Consider the following 21125-nt stretch of genomic DNA (forward strand, 5'->3'; position numbering starts at 1 on the left):
AATGACCGAACGCGGAAAAGAGCTTCTTCAATACTTTCGGGATCATCAACAAGATTTTTTAAATCTGCTAGAAGCACTGGTGACACAAGAGACCCCATCAGATAATCCCGCTTCATTTTCTAAACTCTTTGCAATTATTACAAAAGAATTTGAGAAAATTGGCTTTTCGGTCTCACACATTGAAGGGCAGGACACTGCCGGACAACTTCTATGTACCCCTGATGAATTTAATGACCAACCCCCCAATCAACTTGTAGTTGGGCATTGTGATACTGTCTGGGAAAAAGGGACTCTGGAACAGATGCCTTTTTCCGTCGATGGCAATGAGGTTTCAGGGCCCGGTGTGTATGATATGAAAGCCGGTATTGCGATGATGATTTTTGGGGTCAAAGCCATTAAAGAACTCGACCGCGAGATGCCCTATCAGCCCATCTTCCTTATTAACACCGATGAAGAGATCGGAAGCAACGAATCAAAAGAATTAATTATCGAACAAGCCAAAAAGTCGGCACGTACGTTTGTTTTAGAACCCTCACTTGGTTCAGAAGGAAAAATAAAAACGGCCCGAAAGGGAATTGGAGAATTTGAGATTATCATTAACGGCACTCCCTCTCATGCCGGTCTCGCTCCCGAAGAAGGAGTAAGTGCTATCCTAGAACTTTCCCATGTGGTCCAACAGCTATTTAAACTTAATGATCCTTCATCTGGCATATCGGTAAATGTAGGTACTATCGAGGGCGGAGAACGATCAAATGTTATTGCAGCTCAAAGCAAAGCTGTTATTGATGTACGTATTCCTACTAAGATGGATGGAGAACGTATTAAAAAACAAATTTATGAAATTGAACCTGAAATGGAAGGGATTGAACTAAACGTCTCAGGAGGCATAAACCGCCCTCCACTGGAAAAAGGACCTGCCAACGAGCAATTGTGGCAGGCTACAAAAAAGTTAGGAGAAGAGTTGGATATGGAACTAAAAGAGGGGACCTCCGGTGGCGCTTCTGACGGAAACTTCACAAACCTTTACTCTCCTACTATTGATGGTCTCGGAGCTGTTGGAGAAGGAGCTCATGCCTATCACGAAAAAATATTCCTGAAAGAAACATTGAAACGCTTGGCACTTTTCACACTCCTGCTTCAGCAACCTACCATTTATGACTAATTGTGCAGACAATCAATTATCTGTAAAAATGTTACTTTATTGGTAAGATTTGAAGCGTGAGTCTCATCAGCAATATTGAAATTAAATTAACTTTATAGGGTTGAAAAAAGATACCTCACATATTGCTGTTTTATTCTTTAGCCGCTCTGCCTCGGCTGAAGCGCAGAATAAAATCTTTACTGTAGATAACCACTCCCCAAAAAACGACCAGCTGGCCCAGCAGCTTATTAGCCACAGCCGTAAGCAAATAGTTCAGTCAGGTTTACCTTTTATTGAATTTGATGAACAGCTACAACAAGGGCACGATTTCGGTGAACGCTTTGCCCATGCATTCACAACCATGTTTGAAATGGGGTATCAACATGTAATAGCTGTAGGCAATGATACGCCTGAACTTTGTTCTGGTCATATTGAACAAGCTGCTGACCTACTGCTCACTGGAAAGGCTGATATTATACTTGGACCTGCAAAAGATGGGGGTACATGGCTTACAGCCTACACCAAAGAGGCTTTTGATGAACGTAATTTCCGGCAGCATCCCTGGCAAGAAAAAACCTTATGCTCATCCCTTATCCAACGTTATAGTGAACAGTTCTCGGTTACCACACTGGAACTTCTGGCTGATATTGATGATGCTCATACCTTACAGAGTTTCATACAACGAACTTCTCATAAGTTCCCTACCCTTGTCTGCCAACTTCAATCTATTTTAGCTACTATTCTCTCTTTTGGGATTGAAGATAGCCCGCCAGAATTACCTTATATCTCCTATCGCAACAACCGGTTAAGAGCTCCACCCTTGGGATAAGTACATAACTAACGCTGCATGACATTAGTACCAAACACCATCGTATCCCGTTATGAAAAAACTATTACTTACTGTAACCGGTTTACTCTTTTCAATCTCCGTTTTTGCACAATCCCGTCTGAATGTTTCTGTCATCAATAAAACTAATGGGCAGGCTGTTGATGGCCTTACTATACTTTTGGAAAACCGCAGCATTGGGTATCAGGCTGAACAGCAAACCAATGAACAAGGGAAGGTTTATTTTAATGGACTTTTAACATCCGGCACCTACAGTGTAGTAGCGGTAGAGAACAGTAACTACTACGGATTGACAGCATCGAACGTGGTATTCCGATCCAACGCCAGCAAAAGTATTACACTGGCTCTTTCTCCCAAAGAGACACAACAGCTTGATGAAATTACCGTGGAGGCCAGCAACTCTATAGCACGGATAAACACCATCGATGCGGAAGTATCTTCAGAACTTCAGGAAAAGGAACTGGAAAGTATTCCCATCGAAGGCCGAGATATAACGAACTCACTGTATCGACTTCCCAATGTAACCAAATCAACCGGTTTCTTTCCCGAAGCGCCCAATGTTACTATCAATGGAGCGAACTCCCTGTACACCAGCTATCTCATAGACGGAATGGATAATAATGAACGCTTCCTGGGAGGGACCCGCTTTCGCATCCCCGTTGGATTTACCCAAAATGTGACTGTGCTTGCCAATAACTTTTCTGCAGAATATGGACAAACCAGCAATGGGGTATTCAATATCACCACAAAATCGGGCAGCAATACATTTAGTGGAAAAGGATACTATGAAACACGCCCCGGCCCTGTCATTGATGCCTCATCTCCCTTTGCCCAAACGGATCTCTCAGGCAACACCGTAAAAGATGGCTTCCAGCGTCACCAATTTGGACTCAGCCTGGGCGGACCTATAAAAAAGGATAATACCTTTTTTTACCTGAACGCTGAACAGACGATCAGCATAAAAGATAACTTGCTAAATGTACCCGACCTGGGAGTCAATACTACCGTGCGCGGGCAAAATAACTATACGCTGCTCTCCGGAAAGATTGATCATAACTGGAATAACAGACTACGCTCTTCACTCCGTTTACATAAAGGGTATGTAGGCATTGAACGGCAGGGCGGGGGCCTAAATGGAGGTACAACCTTTCCTGAAGCTGCCAACAACCAACGCCGAAACTCATTTACAGCCGCCGTTAATACAGTGCTCAACAGCAGCGGCTTTACTTCGGAGACAAACTACCAATACTCATCTTTCGACTGGATATATATACAGCCTAAAACCAAGAATACCCCCTCAGTATATGTGCGTAATCCCCAGGGTGAAAATATCGCCATACTTGGCGAATCGCTCGGCAATTTTGATATTATTGAGCGCATCCATCAAGTGCAGCAAAAATTTACTTTTTATAAAGGAGATCATACCATAAAAGCAGGTGGCGGAATCATAAGTACTAACCATCATGATACTCGCGGCGGCAACGGTAATGGATTTTATACCGTCCAGCTAAACCAGAAGCAACTTACCACCCTTAAAAACCAAAATTTTGGTAAAAATCTATCGTATCGCCACATCCCATCCAATACCCAAGTCCTGTTCAACAGTGTGGAACTGCACCCTAATACTTTTGATGGTAACCAGTCTATCTACAGCCTATACCTTGAAGATCTCTACTCCCTTACCAATCGACTTAACATCAGCTTTGGACTCCGATACGACTATGACAACCTTTCCAAAGCAGGGGCCTCAAAGGGTGATTTTAACAATATTGCTCCCCGCTTTAATGCCAACTATCGCCTAACAGAACTAAGTACACTGAGAGCCGGTTACGGGCTTTTCTATGATCGTATCCCCTATGCCATTTACAGCGATGCTATTGCCGGCAGTTCCAATGCTCCGGATTTCAAAGAACAGCTTCGACTCCTTCGCGACCAAGGATACCTGCCCGAAAGTACAAATATTGGTCGTATTACTTCTGATGGAAATGCCTCGGCCACCGAAACCAATGTTGATTACCTTGAAGGATCTACCAGCAGTGACTTCGCTGATTCTGATGGCTATGCATTCAGTAATCAAAAAACAATTCTAAACCCCAATGGACTCGATAATCCATACGCCCATCATTTTACGTTGGGATATCAAAAACAGGTCCGCAAAGATCTATTGTTTTATGTTGACCTTATTCATAAACGGGGATATAATCAATTTCGACTCATAGATTTAAATACTCCCTCACCATACGAAGTAGATAACCCCAATGCCGATGCTTCCGATATCCGTACCCAAAAAGAAGCTGACGCCACCCGAAGGGTTCCTATTCGATATGATGAAAATAGCAATCCCTATGCATTAAGCGGCACTGATACCCTGCGAAACGTAGCGCGGCGCATAACAATGACCCAAACCGGCGGCGAGTCTCGATATTGGGCAGCGAACGTTAACCTGCTTAAGGATCGGGGAAATGATCTCTACAGTTACCGCATTAGTTATACACTTTCCAGCCTTCGCAATAATACAGAGGATATCAACTTCGAAGCTGAAGATGCCAATGACTTTTCCGATGAATGGGGACCTTCTATTAATAATCGTCGCCATGTTATCAGTGCCCTCGGTACCATTTATCCTCTGGAAGAACTTGCTCTTACGCTTACCTCTCTCATCCAAAGCGGGCAGCCCGTGAACCGAATTGCCAATGCAGTAAACTATGGCGGCACCTCTGACCTTAACGGAGATGGTACTAGCCGTGCAGTACAATACACAGGAAAAACCGACCGGGCACCAGGGGCAAGCCGTAATGATAAACGCCTGCCTTGGTCTTACACTTTTGACCTGAGTCTTAAATATTCGCTTTCTATAGTGCAGGGGCAAAAGCTAACGCTACGTGCCGATATATTTAACCTCCTCAATACCACTAATTACAGCGGTTATACCAGCAATGCTACGGCCAGTAACCAAGTACAGGTAGGGCTTATTGACCGTGAAGAGTTTGAATATCGCAATGCTGCTCCCCCTCGACAGTTTCAATTTAGTGTAAACTATAGATTTTAGTTTTATTAGGATGGAATTGGTATCAACATATTACAACATGAATTCATACACCTATTTTATATCTGCTTTTTGCCTCCTGCTGCTTCTTTCATGTAGTAGCAAGAGCAATCATCAAACTGACCTAAGCAAGCTTAACTGGGATCAGATCCGTCAACGAGCGGATGGCCAAACCGTTAACATGATGATGTGGCAGGGAGATCCCAATATTAATAGCTATATGCAAAACTATGTAGCCCCGACTGTTAAGCAACAGTACAATGTAGATCTAGAAATTGCCGGCGGACAGGGAAATACGATTGTTTCCATTCTTATGAGCGAAATAGAAGCAGGCAAACAGAATGGCGAGCTTGATCTTATTTGGATTAACGGGGAAACCTTTTACCAACTTCGTCAGATTAACGGGCTTTATGGTCCCTTTGTCTCAAAACTGCCAAACACCCGGTATATCGATTTTGATAACCCCTTTATTAAATATGACTTCCAACAACCTATTAATGGTTATGAAGTTCCATGGGGCAATGTACAGTTCACTATTATTTATGATTCGGCCCGTGTTAATACCCCCCCAAAGACTAAAGAAGAGCTGGCTCAATACGTTCGCAAACATCCTGGTACCTTTACCATTGCCAACGATTTCTCAGGGATGACATTCTTAAAATCTCTGTTAATCAATATGGCAGGAGCCAATACCCTTGATGGGGCATTTGATCAAAAAAAATACACCAAATACTCAACCCAACTCTGGGATTACATCAATAGCATTAAACCTCATTTTTGGAAAGAGGGTGAAACCTTTCCCTCCTCCGTCTCTTCAATGCATCAACTTTTTGTTAATGGCGAGCTTCATTTTACAATGAGTAATAACGATGCCGAGGTGGATAATAAAATAAGGGAAGGCTTTTTTCCTAAATCAGCCCGGGCCTATTTGCTCGAAGGCGGAACTATTCAGAACTCCCATTATTTGGGTATTCCCGTTAACTCCGCCAAAAAAGCGGCGGCCATGGTTGTCAGTAATTTTTTGATCTCACCAGAGGCTCAGTACCAGAAAGCACGGCCTGATACCTGGGGCGATGGAACCGTACTGGATATTAAAAAGCTTTCTAAAACTATGAATAAAAAGTTTGTATCACTGCCCAAAGGCAGTCACGCGCCCAGTAATAAGCAGATGCAGCAAAAAGCGCTACAAGAGCTAGCCCCAGAATATATGATTAGACTGTATGAAGATTTCCGTACCCACGTTATTCAAAAATAAAGCAGAAGCTATCGGCATTATCCTATTTCTTCTGCTGGCAGTACTCCCGTTGGTGCTGGGTATACTTTATGCAATTCTCTATAGCCTGGGCCTAATCGGCCTGACTAGTGCTGGATTCACCCTTAGCTACTGGATACAAGCGATCTCTGACCAAGAGTTCTGGCTATCAATGCTTTACACTTTTTATATCGCACTGGCAACAATTGCTATAAGTATCACCTCAGCTCTTGGAATTTCACTATACCTAAATAAACCCCTTAAAAAAGGATTGCCGGCCTTTTCGATCTACATCCCGCTGGCCTTTCCCGCTATTGTGGTAGCTTTTTTAGTCTTTCAGTTAGCATCACAGTCCGGGTTCTTTGCCCGCCTGTTTCTTCAGCTTGGAATTATTTCTCAAACGTCCGCTTTCCCGGAACTGGTAAATGATCCCTTTGGTATTGGGATTATTGCTGCCCATACCTTTATGGCAATTCCTTTTTTTACAATTTACTTTTTAAACTTATATAGCCAAGAAAATATACCTGAGTTTTCTCGAGTAGCTCAAACCCTTGGTGCTTCCCGGTGGATTCAAATTCGTCGGGTTATTATTCCCATGCTACTTAAAAGAGCATTTCCCACCCTTACGCTCTATACAATTTTTGTGTTGGGTTCCTATGAAATCCCCTTAATACTTGGGCGACAAACTCCTCAAATGATGTCGGTTCTTACTATCCGCAAACTTCGGCGATTTAGCCTATCCACAATACCGGAAGCCTATGTAACAGCACTTGTGTTTATCTTTTTAGTACTAGTGATACTCTTCTTTTTATTTAAATCACGCTCCTTTAGTTATGATCTCGAGAGGTAACTTAAAATTATTCTGGGCCCGACTGCTATCAGCTATCTTTATATTTCCGGTAGCCTACTTGCTTCTGCTCTCTTTTGCAGAAATATGGCTTTTCCCCAATACATTGCCGACTTCTCTTACTATTGATCGGTGGCATGCCCTTTTCACAGAGAGAAATAACCTTTTTAGCAGCTTGTTGCTTTCCCTTACTGTTGCTATAACCGTAGCAACGCTGGCAACGCTAAGTGGCTTTTACACCAGCAAACAAATAGCATACCACCGTAGCCGCAAGCTTTGGATGCGACTCTCCTATTTCCCCTTTGTGCTTGCTCCGGTTATTTATGCTGCCGTGTTGTATTATTATTTTATTGAATTGAACCTTGCAGGCAGCTTGCTGGGGGTTATAGTAGGACATCTGCTTATTGCATTCCCTTATAGTGTAATTCTTCTTAGCGGTTTTTGGAGTAACCATACCCAAAAAATAGAGCAACTTGTTCAGACGCTTGGAGGAAATCGTTGGCAAACGTATAAAGATGTTTTTTTTCCAATGGCTCAGGGACTGCTGGTCGTTTGTTTCTTCCAGACCTTTCTAATCTCTTGGTTTGAATATGGACTCACGACCATCATAGGGGTAGGGAAAGTACAAACACTTACCTTAAAAGTATTTCAGTATATTAATGAAGCCAACTTTTATAATGCTGCCTTAGCCAGTTCCCTGTTGGTACTGCCGCCTGTTATTTTGCTCTATTTTAATAAGAAATACCTATTCCAAAAACGATGGTAAATCCACTGAAAGCAACAGATATATCAAAATCCTATGGTGCTGAACAGGTACTTAACGGGGTTTCTCTTACCCTAAACAACAATGAGACACTGAGTATATTGGGCAAATCGGGATGTGGTAAAACGACACTGCTTAAAATTCTTGCCGGTCTTGAATCTCCCGATCAGGGAACTATTTTAGTTAATGATACCAATGTCCAAACACTTCGCCCACAGGAACGCAATGTTGTTTATTTGTACCAAGAACCGCTGCTATTTCCTCATTTAACAGTTTTTGAAAATATTGCCTTTGGATTGCAATTGAGAAAAGTTGATAAAAATAAGATTTCCGATCGCACTCATGCCATGATTGAAAAGCTGAAGCTCACCGGTATGGAAGTAAAAATGCCTGATCAGCTATCAGGCGGGCAAAAACAGCGTGTGTCTTTTGGGCGTGCGCTCATCACCAATCCCAGTGTATTACTTTTAGACGAACCCTTTGGAAATCTTGATGCCGATATACGAGCCAACATGCAGAAACTCTTCAAGCAAATTGCCAATGATGTAGATATTACTTCCATCTTTGTAACACACAATGTTAAAGAAGCCATCCTGATGGGAGATCGTATTGGCAGCATTTCAAACGGTGAACTTATGATCTACCCCTCCATAGAAGCATTTATTCAAAGTGGAAATAATGGCGTACAGGAAGAGATCGAATTCTGGAGTACCATTAAAAACAACAGAAACTAATTAGTTAGTTAATTTATTTATGCAATCTTTAGCTATAATACTTGGCAGTGCCTTTAAGAACAGCATCCCCCAGAAGCTGGGCCTACAACCCATTGAAGTGGACACCAAGTGGGGAAAACAGATCATTTATGGGGGTAGTACTGACAATAGGCGAAAAATATTTGCACTGAATCGTCATGGGTCCCCACATCATTTACTGCCTCATCAAATAAATTATCGGGCTCAAGCTGCTGCCCTAAAAGCTGTTAATTGTGGGGCACTGGTGATCAATAGCTCTGTTGGTGTTTTAACTGAAGAGCTTCCACTCTACAAACCCCTTTTGTTAACCGATCAGTTAATGCCTGAAAACAGACTGCCGGATGGCTCAACTTGTAGTATGTTTCAAGAACCAACGGAAGAACAAGGGCACTTGGTTCTTAACGAAGGTTTATTCTCTAACGCCCTATCCAAACAACTTTACGAGCGTCATTCCAACACCATTCATCAATCTGATGAGGTGGTCTTTGTTTATGCAGGCGGACCACGCAGCAAAACCCCGGCTGAAAATAAAATGTGGGGGCAACTGGGGGGAGATGTAAACTCTATGACCCTAGCACCGGAAGTGATACTGGCAAATGAGCTGGAGATACCAGTTGCAGGACTCGTTGTCGGACATAAGTACTCTATTCCAAGTATTGAAAATCCCCCAGAAGAAGATATTCGGGAATCACTTGTTAAGGCTCGCGCCGCTACAAAAGATATTTTAATAGATTTTTTGCAACACGGAGAAACTGTTTCCTTTGGTAACCATATCTATAAGTACTAACATGATTTCAGAGCAGAAGATATATTCGATTCTTAATCATTCGATTCCCGGCTTTGAGGCTACCTCAGAACTTCAACCTATTGAGGGCGGAAACCTGAATCACCTGTGGCGAATATGCGACCGCAACAAAAAGCTAATCATCAAATGGGCTCCCCCGCATATTGCCTCAAATCCTGAAGTCTCGCTCAGCCCTGAACGTATTGCCATTGAAGCCAAGGCCTTACAACTCTTCGAAGAAGATGGGCTACTCTATTCTTTCATTGATGAGCAACTTCGTCCACCCCAAATATATGTTTATGATAAGAACCAACATTTGCTTCTTATGGAAGACTTGGGGCAAATACCCTCTCTCGATCAGTGGTTAGGCGACAACAATCTAGACTCCATAGGAGAGAGATTAGGAACCTTTATCGGTAATATTCACCGACGAACATTTGGGAAGAAGGAGCTCTCACAAAGGTTTGACAACCATGATATACAACAAACACGATTGGAAGTACAATATAAACCGGCCGCTGATTATGCTTTAGCGAGTAGAGCACAGGGTATAGATCTCAACCTCATCCGATCAAAAACACAAATGCTAGGCAACCAATTGATGGAAACAGGTTGTTGTCTGATTATGGGCGACCTTTGGCCCCCCTCAATATTAGTTGACCGCGGCAACTTGTATATTATTGATTGGGAATTTTCACATTTTGGATATCCCCTACAGGATGTAGGACATTTTGCTGCACATTGTTGGATGCAGGCCCATATGGCTTCTTTTGAAAGTCAGGAAAATAGGTTCAAACAACTTTGGGGACAGTTCTGGAAGAGCTATAAAAAATCAATGGGAGAGCAAATATCAGAACTAGACTTGGATGGTATGATGACTCATGCGGGTGCTGAAATTTTAATCCGGGTGTGCGGTCCGTTTCAAAAGGGCTATGTATATGAAGAGTGCGAAGCTGATAGCCTGCCAGTTAGACAAGCAGTCAATAAAGTGCAGCAAATAATAGCATCAGCCTGCATTACTAAGCTGTGGGAAAAATAACCACAACTTAATTTATTATTTTAACCATACAGGTGCTTTTTTGTTAAAAATTTGCTTATTTACATCATAAAACCTAAAAAACAGGAGACACTATGAAGAAGGTACTTGTTGTTGCTATACTAATCTGTGTTTGCACTTCTACGGCATATTCCCAAACAGCTCTCAATGACTATAAGAAAATGGACTATATCAGTGTTGAAAAAGAGAACCTACAGCGTTTCTTGACTCTCTCTCAACAGGAGCTTAAAAAGATATATAACAACCTTTTAGAATCGGGAGCCATAAAATCATGGACCCTATACCATGCTAAGTTTCCCGGCGGGAAACAAAACAGCTATGATTTTATCAGTGTAGTAACCGCTTCTAATATTGATTCTTTGCTGAACTTGTTTAATGATATTAAAAACCCACCTTTTATTCCTTCTTCGACAGATAAGAGTAACCAGAAGATCACCAACCATTGCAGTGTTATTAAATCTGAAATATGGAAAGTGGAGAATATGGTCTCCGATGGAGACACATCCAATCCGCCCGGTAAATATGTAAGTATGGATTACATGAGGGTTGCACCGGGCAAGGGTCCGGATTACCTAATGCTTGAAGAGGAGATTGCTAAACCAATCCACCAAGAACGTATCAACAGAGATAAAATGAAGGGTTGGCATACCTATTCGCTTATTGCCCCCAGCGGCTCACAATATGGATATAATTATAGCACAGCAAACTTCTTCGAAAATGTCAGCGATTTAGAGTTCGGTTTTACGGCAGAGATCATGAACCAAACAATGGATGAAAATGCCGATATTACTGAACTTTTTAATACCATTTATGAAACCCGTGATCGGATTCGAGTAGAACTGTGGGAACGTTTCCTATACCTCAATTAATGTTCTAATGATTCCCCACATCCGCTATAAGTCGTTCCATCAATGGTAACCTGCACTGTTGATGGAAATTTTACCCCACTCATAACATCGGTACAAGGGGTATCTGTTATTATAATGGAAAGCGTGTGGTCTTTGGCTTGAACAGTGTAGGTTTTACGGCTTTGTTCTTTATTAATATCAGGCTTGGTAGTAGAAGCATAAACAGTATCTTGGCCGTAATTACCAATATATCGTATCTGCTGGCCATTGGTGATCTCAAGCCTCCAGCCAGGCTCTTGTCCGAGCGCCAAGAAGTCTACCCCGCGTATTCGGGCGGCGGCCTTTGCTTTTTCTTGCTTAACTGTTTGGCAGGTCATAAATGACCCTGTTGGTTTTTGAAGAATCGCCTCATTCCCCTTACTCCAGTAAAGATATCTATTGCCTTCGTATCGTGCCCCGGAACCGGAGCCAACGGCACTAACTTTCACCGTAGTATCAGGCAAAAACAGCCAGCTGCTGTCGGGAGTTACGTAAGCAGAAAACTGTAGTGAATCTCCACAACTGTAGGCAAACACATCTGGTGTTTGAATGGATGAAAAATCTGGCAGGGATACATTCCGCGAATCTTTTGCAGCGGTTTCCGGTGTATTTTTTTTAGGAGTGCCACAGCTGAAAAACAGCGCTACTATTACAAAGGAGAATAATAACCTGGAATACACGAACCGTTCTATCAATTTAGAATTACTGCTATTATATAATTGGGAACCCTGTTACAGGTTCCCAATAAAAAGTAGTTTACTTACTACTGTCAATAGAATATTTCCCGGGACCAAATAGGAAAATAACTCCAAAGACACATAAGTAGAATAAAGCAGATTCCATGCCCCCAAATCCATCACCGGCAGGGATATGATAGGCAAAGACGGCTACGGACATATTGATAACCAAAATGGCTGCTGCCAGACGAGTCCAAAACCCTACAATTACCAATATAGAACATACACCTTCGGCCAATGCCGCAAGTATCATTGAGAGTTCTGGGCCAATCCCAATAGGGTCAAAACCAGATGGAAAGTCGCCACTAAAAACAGTCATGAGTTTGCCCCAGCCGTGACCATAGAACATAAAAAAAGCGGCAAATATGCGAAGGATTGCTGCAGAAGTTTTGGCATCAACAAACTCACTTAGAGTAGAAGAATTTAATCGATTTAACATAGAATACGGTCTTGTTTGGATTGATGAATCAATACAATAAAAACAGTTCTATGCCAATAAATCCAGTAGCTTCTTTTTTTAATCGAATTATTACACTTTTTTACGCTATTCTTTATTAAAACTCGGATTATCCTATACAAGTAGCTTTAATCACTGTTGCTATCACCGATTTACGTTAGAAAGAGATATTAATACCAACCAGAATAGCTACGGAATAAAAGCTCCATACAAACTTGTATCAAACAATCTAGCTCCGTTTATCCCCGTGTTGGATGCTCCATATATATTTTTCAACTACAGCTTTTGCCCCCGGCAATAAGCAGGTATCCAAAACTTATGGCAAAAAATGTGCTCAAAATTGTAAGTACAACCAGGGGAATAGAGGTGAAGCTATTAATCAGATGCTTTATCATTGCAATTGCTACTATCAAAAAATGAGCAAAGTTTCCTATTGCTACGGGGCGACTATATATTGCCCCTATAATATTACTACGAGCCATCCAGTTTAGTAAAGCAAAACCAATATAAAGTCCCCCCAATGCCTTAACAACTAACACAGCATTTCCATTAACGATTATGTCGAAATATGAAAGCAGTTCTTGAGGTAAAAATGAAGCCCCCACACCCAATACGCCCAGCACTGTGGCACTTGCAACCATTAATGCTTTCGTCTTTTTCTTATCCATCATAAGACATCTCTTTATGGTTATTTATTTCGCTTAAAAAGAAACGTTCCTCCGCCTTGTTTTAGCTGGAACTGTTGGTATTTTTTACTAGCCAATGAATCAAATTTTATCTTAATACCTGCAGGATCAAATCGAAAACCTGTTTTACTATTTGCTGTCAGCGGAAATGCACCCTGTCCGGTAGCTTGGGCTTTCAAAGTACTTTTATCGATAAACACTTTAATATCCATCGGTAATTGACTGGATACATAATCTCCCACATATTTCTGCATCTCTTTTTTGCTTAATGTAATCGTCTTTTGATCGAAGGAGGGGATTTCAAACTCTTTGCCAAAATAGATACTCAAAATACCCAGTAGCATATCATTCATGCTGTAATTTATAGCATTACTAGTTACAGCTAATGCCACACCTTCTGTAGGAAAATATGACATACTAGAATTAAAACCACCAATACTGCCATTATGGCCATATGAATAGGTATTATAAAAAGGGATTTTCATCAACCCCATTCCCATACCTTGCTTGGTATCCGTCATTTTATCCAGAGATTTCTCCGAAACTACCTTGCCTTTAAATAACGCTCGAATAAAATCGTTTAAGTCATCGGGAGTTGATACAATAGCCCCAGCCCCACCTGGAATACTCATATGCGTTTCGGGGGCTTTACTCCAAGAGTCTCCAGAAAAGCCAAAAGAGAATGCTTCGTTGTTATTCATGTCGATAGCTCCACCATAATAGGTATTCTCCAGTTTAAGTGGATCGACAATGCGCTTCTGCAACTCTTTGGCATACGAACGTCCTGTAATATCTTCTATGACGAAGCCTAACAACACATAGTTGGTATTGCTATAACTTATTTGCTCTCCCGGAGAAAATTGGGATTCACTATCACGAAACAATGCCAAGAGTTCTTCTGTAGATTTCTTTTCACTCATCCAATTTGGGTAGGCTGACGAACTGGTAAAGTTATAAAGCCCCGACTGATGCCGCAGCAGGTGTTCAATAGTAATGCTATCAGCTTGTGGAATTTGTGGATAGAAATCAGCTAACCTAGTATCCAGAGAAAGGTTTCCCTCCTCAATAAGCTGAAAAATCATTGCTGCCGTAAACGTTTTTGTTACAGAACCTATACGATATTTTGTATTACTATTGGCTTGTATCTCTCGCTTTTTAGAAGCGTAGCCCACAGTTTTTTGATACACATCACTATCATCAGAAGCGATAGCAACAGATCCCATAAACTTGTCTTTCTCTACCAGCTTATTGAAATATGCATCTAACTTTTGTTTATCAAAACTTGAAGAAGATTGTGCATAAATAGAAGGCTGCAATAAAAAGGACAGCACCACTACCAGTAATGAAATTCTCAATCGTGATTTAGTCATAACTCAATTACCCTATTTTTTATTTTTATTCCACGCTCCCTTTACGAATACAATTAGCAGGTGTTACACCACCACTCTCACTATCTTAACACTTGACCTTAGCTTTTAACCTCCTAACTTAAGGGGTATTAGATTATAGAACCTTCAATTTTCAACTATCAATAGTCCAAACCATCTTCATGGATATGTATGAGAATGTAGATCCAGAGAACTGCCACCCACCCGGTACCTTTTGTGAGGAGCTTACTCACCCTGCCGGCAATGGTCAAACCATAGAAAAAGCTGTCATCATGGAACACCGGTTTGCCTTCTTTTATTGGTTAAAGTGGGCCAATAGTCTGACTGATAATGGAACACTTGTTCAAGCAGCGCCAACGCTTGTAACCATCGACTGGCATCGCGATCTGGCCCCAACACCGGAGCAACAGCAAAAGAAGTTGTTAGAACTAGACCAGTCAAACCTATCAGATGTTGCCAACTATGTATGGGCACAGTTTGACCAAACCAATGACGGACATATTTTTTGTGCCATCTGGCTTAATCTCATTGGAGATGTTGTTTTACTTAAAAACTCAGCTGAAGAAATGCACGAAACTGTCTATGATCATGAAGAAAACAAACATGAGGTACATGAGTTTCGCTCTCCTGAACGATTTCAAGATTTTTTGATCGCTCGGGATGACAAGAGTATCTTCTTCGATATCGACCTTGATTACTTTATCCATGGAAAGGGTAAGCGCTATTATTCCGATAACTTCAAGCGTTATTCTGAAGAAGAAATAAAAGAGATTATAGATCCGGCGTTACCTGTTTTTCAACATATTCTACCTAAAATTGATGGCATGACATTAGCACAGGAGCCCGGCTATTGTGGGGGAATAACCAATTCTTGTAAAATTATGGAAGTCATCCATAAACAGCTTTTTGATAATGACAGAAACTGGCAACATCTATCCTAATACCCAACTGAATGAATTATAAATGACATCAGTTTTTTAGGCAGAAACCACCTTTAGCGGAAGTACTCTTTAATTATTATTGCTTTAATGGTCAATTAATGGCAAAAACACAAAGCTCAAACTTTTATTCTAATCTGCCGGTCATTGAGGATTTTTTTAATGCTTCTAATAATGACAATTACCACAGTTTGCCTTCTGACTGGTATATAGCAATTACAGATATCGTTAATTCTACTTCAGCTATAGAGAATGGTCGTTTTGAAACAGTAAATATACTTGGGGCTTCTCCTATTGTGGGGATTCTCAATATAACTGATCGCAACAGTATTCCCTATGTTTTTGGGGGAGACGGATCCTCTTTTTGCATACCACCAGAATTTTATGAGGATGCCCAATCGGTACTTGCTGCCAGTCGCCAAATTGGCAAAAAGGAATATGGCTTAGATCTTCGTGCTGCAGTGATCCCCATTTCGTATTTGGAAGAGCTGGGATATACAATAAATGTTGCCCGGTACCGTGCTTCTGAATACTATATACAGGGGGTTTTTTCCGGAGGCGGGCTCAGTAAAGCAGAGGAGTTACTTAAAAAACCGGGATTGGATAAGTATCGTGTGGAAGCTTCTTCAAATGGTAAAGAAGTGGATTTCACAGGGCTTGAGTGCCGATGGCAAGAAGTCAAGCGCGAAAATAAAGAAGTGATAACTCTTCTTGTTAAAAATCGGCCCGGTATTTCATCACCTGAGAAAGTATACCAGCGCTTACTTTATAAAATGCGAGAAATATTTGGGTTTGATGATAAAGCAAACCCTATTGATGCTTCCCAACTAAATATGAGTATGTCTGTCTCGGATCTTATGGGGGAAGTTAAACTGCGTACCTTTGGACAACATTGGGTCTACCGTCTTCTTTACTTACTAAAAGCAGAGCTACAGATTCTTATTGGAAAGGTTCTAATGACACTTAATTACGAAACATCTGCCACAGACTGGGGCCAGTACAAAACGGATATGGTCTTAAATTCAGACTACCGCAAGTTTGATGATATGCTACGGGTTGTTATTAGTGGAACTCCCAAACAGCGAAAACAACTGCAAGCATTTCTACAAGAACAATTTAAGGAAGAGAAGCTGGCTTACGGAATGCATATTACTGATGCGGCAATGGTTACCTGCATGGTATTCCAGTATCAGAACGAACATATACATTTTGTTGATGGCAAAGGAGGGGGGTATGTAACTGCAGCAAAAGAATTAAAACAACGCCTTGCCACATTAAATGAGAACTTAAAATAAATCTACTTGCCGGCTTTTACTAACGGGTAGCCAAACAAAAATCCATCTATTTCGTTACGGCCCGTATCTTATTATACATACTTCGACATCCTTTTAAAACTTCTGCAATGAAGGTTTGTAGATATGCATCAAATGATTAGTTGAAAAACTTAGGCTCCACCTTTTTAGTAAGCCAGATATCAGGCTCGCTTTCTGACTGATAAAAGTTGATACCCTCTTCTGCCATTATTTGAGATAAAATTTCTAGTATTACTGGTGTACCATGGCGCGCACCAACCTCTTTTGCATCACTTTCATTAGCTGAAAGATGTACAAAGTTACGACTTCCAGAATGTAGACCCTCATCGTAAATTGAATCCAAATTCTTTTGGGCTGTACCATGATAGAGTAACCGGGGTGGTTGTTGGGGGTGCAGCTGTAACTCTACTTCAATAGAGTGACCGTAACCTGCTCTAATATATTTACCATCATTACTAAGAATAAACCGTTGCTTTTCACCATACTCAAGAACCTGATACAACTGTTCTTTGCCAAAAATTCTTCCCTCATTTTCTGCCTTTTGAATTAACTCACTAATAGCGACCCATCCATTTTTATCTATATCAACTCCAATAGAATCGGGATGGTGCCGTAACACGTAGCTCAAAAACTTACTAAGTGATTTTAACTCTATTTCCATAAGAATTTCAACCGATGAGAAAGCAAATCTAATTTACTTTAAGTGAATGAATGAGTATATAGATAATAGATTATTATGCAATAAAAGCAACATGGGTATGGAAAATAATATCAGTGAACACTCTCTTACATTCCGTTCTAAACTAGGCCTTCTATTTCTATTTGCTTTCATTGGGTCGCCAATGCTGTACGCTTCGTATTTAAACTTTCAGATTGACGAAGCAATGATTGGGATTATGCTTATTGCACTCTTTTTGTGTTGGGTACTGGTGATTTTACTCCTTACCGGCTTTAAGATAAAAGTAACGGATACGACAATCGAACGAGAAGGACTCATAGAGCCTAGTACTATCAATTACTCTGATGTTGAAACCATCCACTTTGGGTCAACCTGGTCCGACTTTCATCTGAAAGCGGGAGATACCAAGCTTTTCATTTCAGATGGTTTTGAAGATCAGGAGAATATCATCCAAAATGTCATCAAGAACATACACGGGGTTAAAGAATTCGATAAAATAGAATTTTCCGGCACCACTGAAGAGATTAAAAAATATACTAATGGCTATAACCCTTTGAATAAAGAGACTGAATAAAAAAACCCGCTAACATTAGTGTTCAATGCCAGCGGGTAGTATCGTCAAGTAAACTAAATATGAATTAACAGTTTACTACTCAGCATTCACTTTTACCGAAGGGCGCTGCTGCTCTTCTCCTTTCAGATACTCATTAAACCATCGCATCATCCGGATATTATAATCATAACGGGCAGTAGCATGCGCATTTCCATGTCCTTCTCCCGGGTACAGAACCAGTCGTACAGGGGTTTCGGTACGTGTTTTGATATGTCGGTACAACTCGTATGACTGTCCTGGATCTACCCGTGTATCTTGCTTGCCGGCCATTATAAGAAGAGGCGTTTTTGCTTGTCCTGCATAATAGATAGGACTACGCTCCAAAAACGACTGGTAATCATTCCAAATACGCTCTCGGGCATGTACTAAAAATAGTTCTTCAGGAATATCGCTGGTTCCCCATTTTGAAATATTATTACTAATACCTACGAACATGACACCGGCAGCAAACCGCTCGGTATAACGGGTGGCCATCCAGCCGGTAGCATAACCGCCATACGAACCACCGGTAACACCTACTTTAGCAGAATCTACCAATCCAACCTTAATAAGCTCATCAACTCCGGCAACGATATCATCGAATTCAGCACCAGCCATATCAGCCTGGCTGCTTTTGGCAAAGGTTTCACCGCGCCCGGTACTTCCTCTATAGTTGGGATAAAAGACAAAATAATCTTGGGCTGCAGCTACTTGCCCGGGATCAGAATAACCCGTAACCCATCCATTATCGTAATGAGCTTCAGGTCCGCCATGTACCGAAGTGATCATGGGGTATTGTTTTCCCTTTTCAAAATCTAAGGGGTACACAAGAATTCCCTGGAGTTCAGTTCCGTCTTCAGCCTTCCAGCTTACCACTTTCTGTTTGCCAAACTTTTTATTTTCAAGCCAGGGATTACTATTAGTTATACGTTTAAGATCTCCATCATTAAGCTGAAATAACTCCGAGGGATGGGTAGCAGTACTGGCAGTAAAAATGGTGTTACCATCCGAAGTTCGATCAAAAGAACTAATACTGGGGCCGTCACTGTCAACAATGGTATTCATATTAGTACCATCAGTGCTGATACTACCATACACCGACCAAACTCCCTTGCTTGTCAAATAATAAATAGTGTCATTTCCGGACCAAGAAAACTGCTCAAACTTCTGTTTCAATTGCGGTTGCAGCTGGGTAGTTTCACCACTTTCGGCAGAGGCTACAAACAGTCGTCCTGCTGTGGGGTCATGAATATCTGCTGCTGCTATCATTGCCAGCTTAGAACCGTCGGGGCTCCAGCTTATATCACCGAGCTTACCTTCATGGTCTACCTCAGTTAATACCTTTTTCCCATGATGACCGGTAATCTTTACCTGCTGATGCATATAATAATCATCTACCAAAGGTGTAGGAGCCACTGCTATAGCTAATTTCTTACCATCGGGACTCCATTGCATCTGGTAAATAGAACCCTCAATCTGTAATCGGTGAGGGTTGTGATCGTCTTTAGACAGGTTTGTAACAAAGCCTCGCCGCTGTTTTAGGTTTTCTTCATACACTTCTGGTTGGTAGGGTAGTGATGATTCGGCAAACTCATTCGTGTCTGCGGCCATAAAAGCCAGATGGTTACCGTCCGAAGCCCATGAATAATCGGCAATAGAAGTTTTAAAAGAAAAAATCTTTTGGGCCTCTCCACCGTTCAATGGAATTTCATAAAGTGACGTTGTCTCAGAAGAAGAACGATTGCCCAAAAACGTAATCGTTTCATGATTGGGGCGAAATGCAATATTACTTACACTCATTGTCGTCACATAGGGTAGTGAATTACCGGTAGTTAAATCCGCTAAATACAGATGGTAACTTGCAGGGTTATTCTTTTTGTGTGGATCAGCTTGTACGGCTACCGTATAAGCTGCCTTAACTCCCGATGGAGCAATTGCGATATCTGAAACCTGCTCAACTTTGGCGACATCTTCAGGAGTAAGTCCCTCAAAAGAAGACTGTGCCTGCAAATCAGTTGGCCATATTAATGCAACAAAAATTAATAACAACAAAGAGTTATTTATCTGTTTTAAAGTCATACCTGTACCCATTTATTCACGGTTATAAAGTTTAAAAATTCTTTGATAGCCTCTTTCTTGTCCTTTGACAGAATAGCCTGATCTATTTAACCAGCTAAGATGTATTCGGACAATCTTGTCTCATTTGTGGAAAGTATAAAAAGTATTTATGCCAATCTATATTATTTAGAAATAGACCTGGAATAGTGGTACAGTATCTTTCGTATAATTATTTTTGTAAGCTATCCTCATCACATTTAGCATTACAAACTACTGATGGACACTTGGCAAAACGACATTTTTTTCCGAAATCTAACCTTCTCTTTTGGAGGAGAAATAGTTCTGAATAACCTTTCCTTTACAATAAACGCAGGAAGTCACACAGTGCTGAAAGGGGAATCGGGCTCAGGAAAAAGCACCATCCTTCAACTGTTATTGGGGTTCTATACCCCTGATAAAGGGAACATTACGCTTAATGGTGGTACCCTAAATCCCCAAGAAATAAGAAAACAAACCGCTTGGTTGCCCCAAGACTTGGACCTGGGCAGCAACAGCGTACTTAACGTGATGATGAAACCATTCGAATTCAGCTGCAATCATAATAAAACGAACTCCGAACAACACAGATTTCAAACCTTACACCGGTTGGGTCTGCCAGCTGATATTCTTGACCAAGCTTTTAGAACACTTTCTACAGGACAACGCCAAAGGGTAGGGCTAGCTATCTGCCATTTACTTGATAAACCCATCCTTCTATTGGATGAACCGACCTCAGCTCTTGATAACAGCTCAAAACAAAAAGCAGCTAACTTATTACTATCCAACAGGGACAAAACTATAATATCAACCTCTCACGATCCTTTTTGGGTCGAAAAAGCGGATAACATCATAGAAATTTAAC

At 41.2% G+C, this 21125-nt stretch carries 20 protein-coding genes; 14 read left to right on the forward strand and 6 right to left on the reverse strand.

The window, feature by feature from the left end; translation table 11 throughout:
• Position 1: 1 nt before the first annotated feature.
• From FCN14_RS09340 to FCN14_RS09385, 10 genes are all read left to right on the forward strand, one after another.
• On the forward strand, positions 2-1162 hold the full coding sequence (locus tag FCN14_RS09340) for a M20 family metallopeptidase (protein WP_138431012.1): 1161 nt from the start codon (positions 2-4) through the stop codon (positions 1160-1162).
• A 100-nt stretch (positions 1163-1262) separates the two neighbouring features.
• On the forward strand, positions 1263-1970 hold the full coding sequence (locus tag FCN14_RS09345; protein ID WP_171032874.1) for a TIGR04282 family arsenosugar biosynthesis glycosyltransferase: 708 nt from the start codon (positions 1263-1265) through the stop codon (positions 1968-1970).
• Positions 1971-2022: 52 nt separating this feature from the next.
• Positions 2023-5037: a TonB-dependent receptor plug domain-containing protein gene (locus tag FCN14_RS09350; protein ID WP_138431014.1), complete on the forward strand. Its 3015-nt coding sequence runs from the start codon at positions 2023-2025 to the stop codon at positions 5035-5037.
• Between the two features lie 37 nt (positions 5038-5074).
• Positions 5075-6289 (forward strand): ABC transporter substrate-binding protein, encoded by a 1215-nt coding sequence (locus FCN14_RS09355; RefSeq protein WP_138431015.1) that lies wholly within the window; start codon positions 5075-5077, stop codon positions 6287-6289.
• Positions 6255-7136 (forward strand): ABC transporter permease subunit, encoded by an 882-nt coding sequence (locus tag FCN14_RS09360; RefSeq protein WP_138431016.1) that lies wholly within the window; start codon positions 6255-6257, stop codon positions 7134-7136. Before FCN14_RS09355 ends, FCN14_RS09360 begins: the two co-directional genes overlap by 35 nt.
• A complete protein-coding gene (locus tag FCN14_RS09365) occupies positions 7120-7899 on the forward strand; it encodes an ABC transporter permease (protein ID WP_138431017.1) in 780 nt (259 codons plus the stop codon). The genes FCN14_RS09360 and FCN14_RS09365 overlap by 17 nt, the downstream gene beginning before the upstream one ends.
• A complete protein-coding gene (locus tag FCN14_RS09370) occupies positions 7893-8630 on the forward strand; it encodes an ABC transporter ATP-binding protein (protein WP_138431018.1) in 738 nt (245 codons plus the stop codon). The genes FCN14_RS09365 and FCN14_RS09370 overlap by 7 nt, the downstream gene beginning before the upstream one ends.
• Positions 8631-8649: 19 nt before the next feature.
• Entirely contained in the window at positions 8650-9435 is a 786-nt protein-coding gene (locus FCN14_RS09375; RefSeq protein ID WP_138431019.1) for a phosphorylase family protein, read from the forward strand.
• A 1-nt stretch (position 9436) separates the two neighbouring features.
• Complete coding sequence (locus FCN14_RS09380; RefSeq protein WP_138431020.1) at positions 9437-10471, forward strand: phosphotransferase; 1035 nt, start codon at positions 9437-9439, stop codon at positions 10469-10471.
• 92 nt (positions 10472-10563) lie between these two features.
• The gene (locus FCN14_RS09385) at positions 10564-11358 is read left to right on the forward strand and encodes a hypothetical protein (RefSeq protein ID WP_138431021.1); all 795 of its coding nucleotides are present in this window, start codon (positions 10564-10566) and stop codon (positions 11356-11358) included.
• Here the strand turns inward: FCN14_RS09385 and FCN14_RS09390 are convergent.
• From FCN14_RS09390 to FCN14_RS09405, 4 genes are all read right to left on the reverse strand, one after another.
• Entirely contained in the window at positions 11355-12071 is a 717-nt protein-coding gene (locus FCN14_RS09390) for a COG3650 family protein (RefSeq protein WP_138431022.1), read from the reverse strand. The two genes, FCN14_RS09385 and FCN14_RS09390, sit on opposite strands and share 4 nt — an antisense overlap.
• Before the next feature lie 61 nt (positions 12072-12132).
• Complete coding sequence (locus FCN14_RS09395; protein WP_138431023.1) at positions 12133-12552, reverse strand: DoxX family protein; 420 nt, start codon at positions 12550-12552, stop codon at positions 12133-12135.
• 290 nt (positions 12553-12842) lie between these two features.
• Positions 12843-13241: a hypothetical protein gene (locus tag FCN14_RS09400; RefSeq protein WP_138431024.1), complete on the reverse strand. Its 399-nt coding sequence runs from the start codon at positions 13239-13241 to the stop codon at positions 12843-12845.
• Positions 13242-13258: 17 nt separating this feature from the next.
• The gene (locus FCN14_RS09405) at positions 13259-14626 is read right to left on the reverse strand and encodes a serine hydrolase domain-containing protein (RefSeq protein ID WP_138431025.1); all 1368 of its coding nucleotides are present in this window, start codon (positions 14624-14626) and stop codon (positions 13259-13261) included.
• A gap of 185 nt (positions 14627-14811) precedes the next feature.
• On the opposite strand from FCN14_RS09405, the gene FCN14_RS09410 reads away from it, so the two are divergent.
• Both FCN14_RS09410 and FCN14_RS09415 read left to right on the forward strand, forming a co-directional pair.
• Positions 14812-15585 (forward strand): hypothetical protein, encoded by a 774-nt coding sequence (locus tag FCN14_RS09410; RefSeq protein WP_138431026.1) that lies wholly within the window; start codon positions 14812-14814, stop codon positions 15583-15585.
• 98 nt (positions 15586-15683) lie between these two features.
• Entirely contained in the window at positions 15684-16877 is a 1194-nt protein-coding gene (locus tag FCN14_RS09415) for a DUF3095 domain-containing protein (RefSeq protein ID WP_138431027.1), read from the forward strand.
• A gap of 136 nt (positions 16878-17013) precedes the next feature.
• Here FCN14_RS09415 and FCN14_RS09420 read toward each other — a convergent pair whose 3' ends face one another.
• Positions 17014-17556: an RNA 2'-phosphotransferase gene (locus tag FCN14_RS09420; RefSeq protein WP_138431028.1), complete on the reverse strand. Its 543-nt coding sequence runs from the start codon at positions 17554-17556 to the stop codon at positions 17014-17016.
• Between the two features lie 97 nt (positions 17557-17653).
• Between FCN14_RS09420 and FCN14_RS09425 the strand changes: the two genes are divergently transcribed.
• Positions 17654-18148: a hypothetical protein gene (locus FCN14_RS09425; RefSeq protein ID WP_138431029.1), complete on the forward strand. Its 495-nt coding sequence runs from the start codon at positions 17654-17656 to the stop codon at positions 18146-18148.
• Positions 18149-18223: 75 nt separating this feature from the next.
• Here FCN14_RS09425 and FCN14_RS09430 read toward each other — a convergent pair whose 3' ends face one another.
• Positions 18224-20245 carry a S9 family peptidase gene (locus tag FCN14_RS09430; protein ID WP_171032876.1) on the reverse strand — a complete coding sequence of 674 codons (2022 nt, stop codon included), beginning with the start codon at positions 20243-20245 and terminating at the stop codon, positions 18224-18226.
• A gap of 255 nt (positions 20246-20500) precedes the next feature.
• Between FCN14_RS09430 and FCN14_RS09435 the strand changes: the two genes are divergently transcribed.
• Positions 20501-21124: an ABC transporter ATP-binding protein gene (locus FCN14_RS09435; RefSeq protein WP_138431031.1), complete on the forward strand. Its 624-nt coding sequence runs from the start codon at positions 20501-20503 to the stop codon at positions 21122-21124.
• Position 21125: the final 1 nt, after the last annotated feature.

The sequence above is a fragment of the Fodinibius saliphilus genome, from assembly GCF_005869845.1.
Taxonomy (GTDB): Bacteria; Bacteroidota; Rhodothermia; order Balneolales; family Balneolaceae; genus Fodinibius; species Fodinibius saliphilus.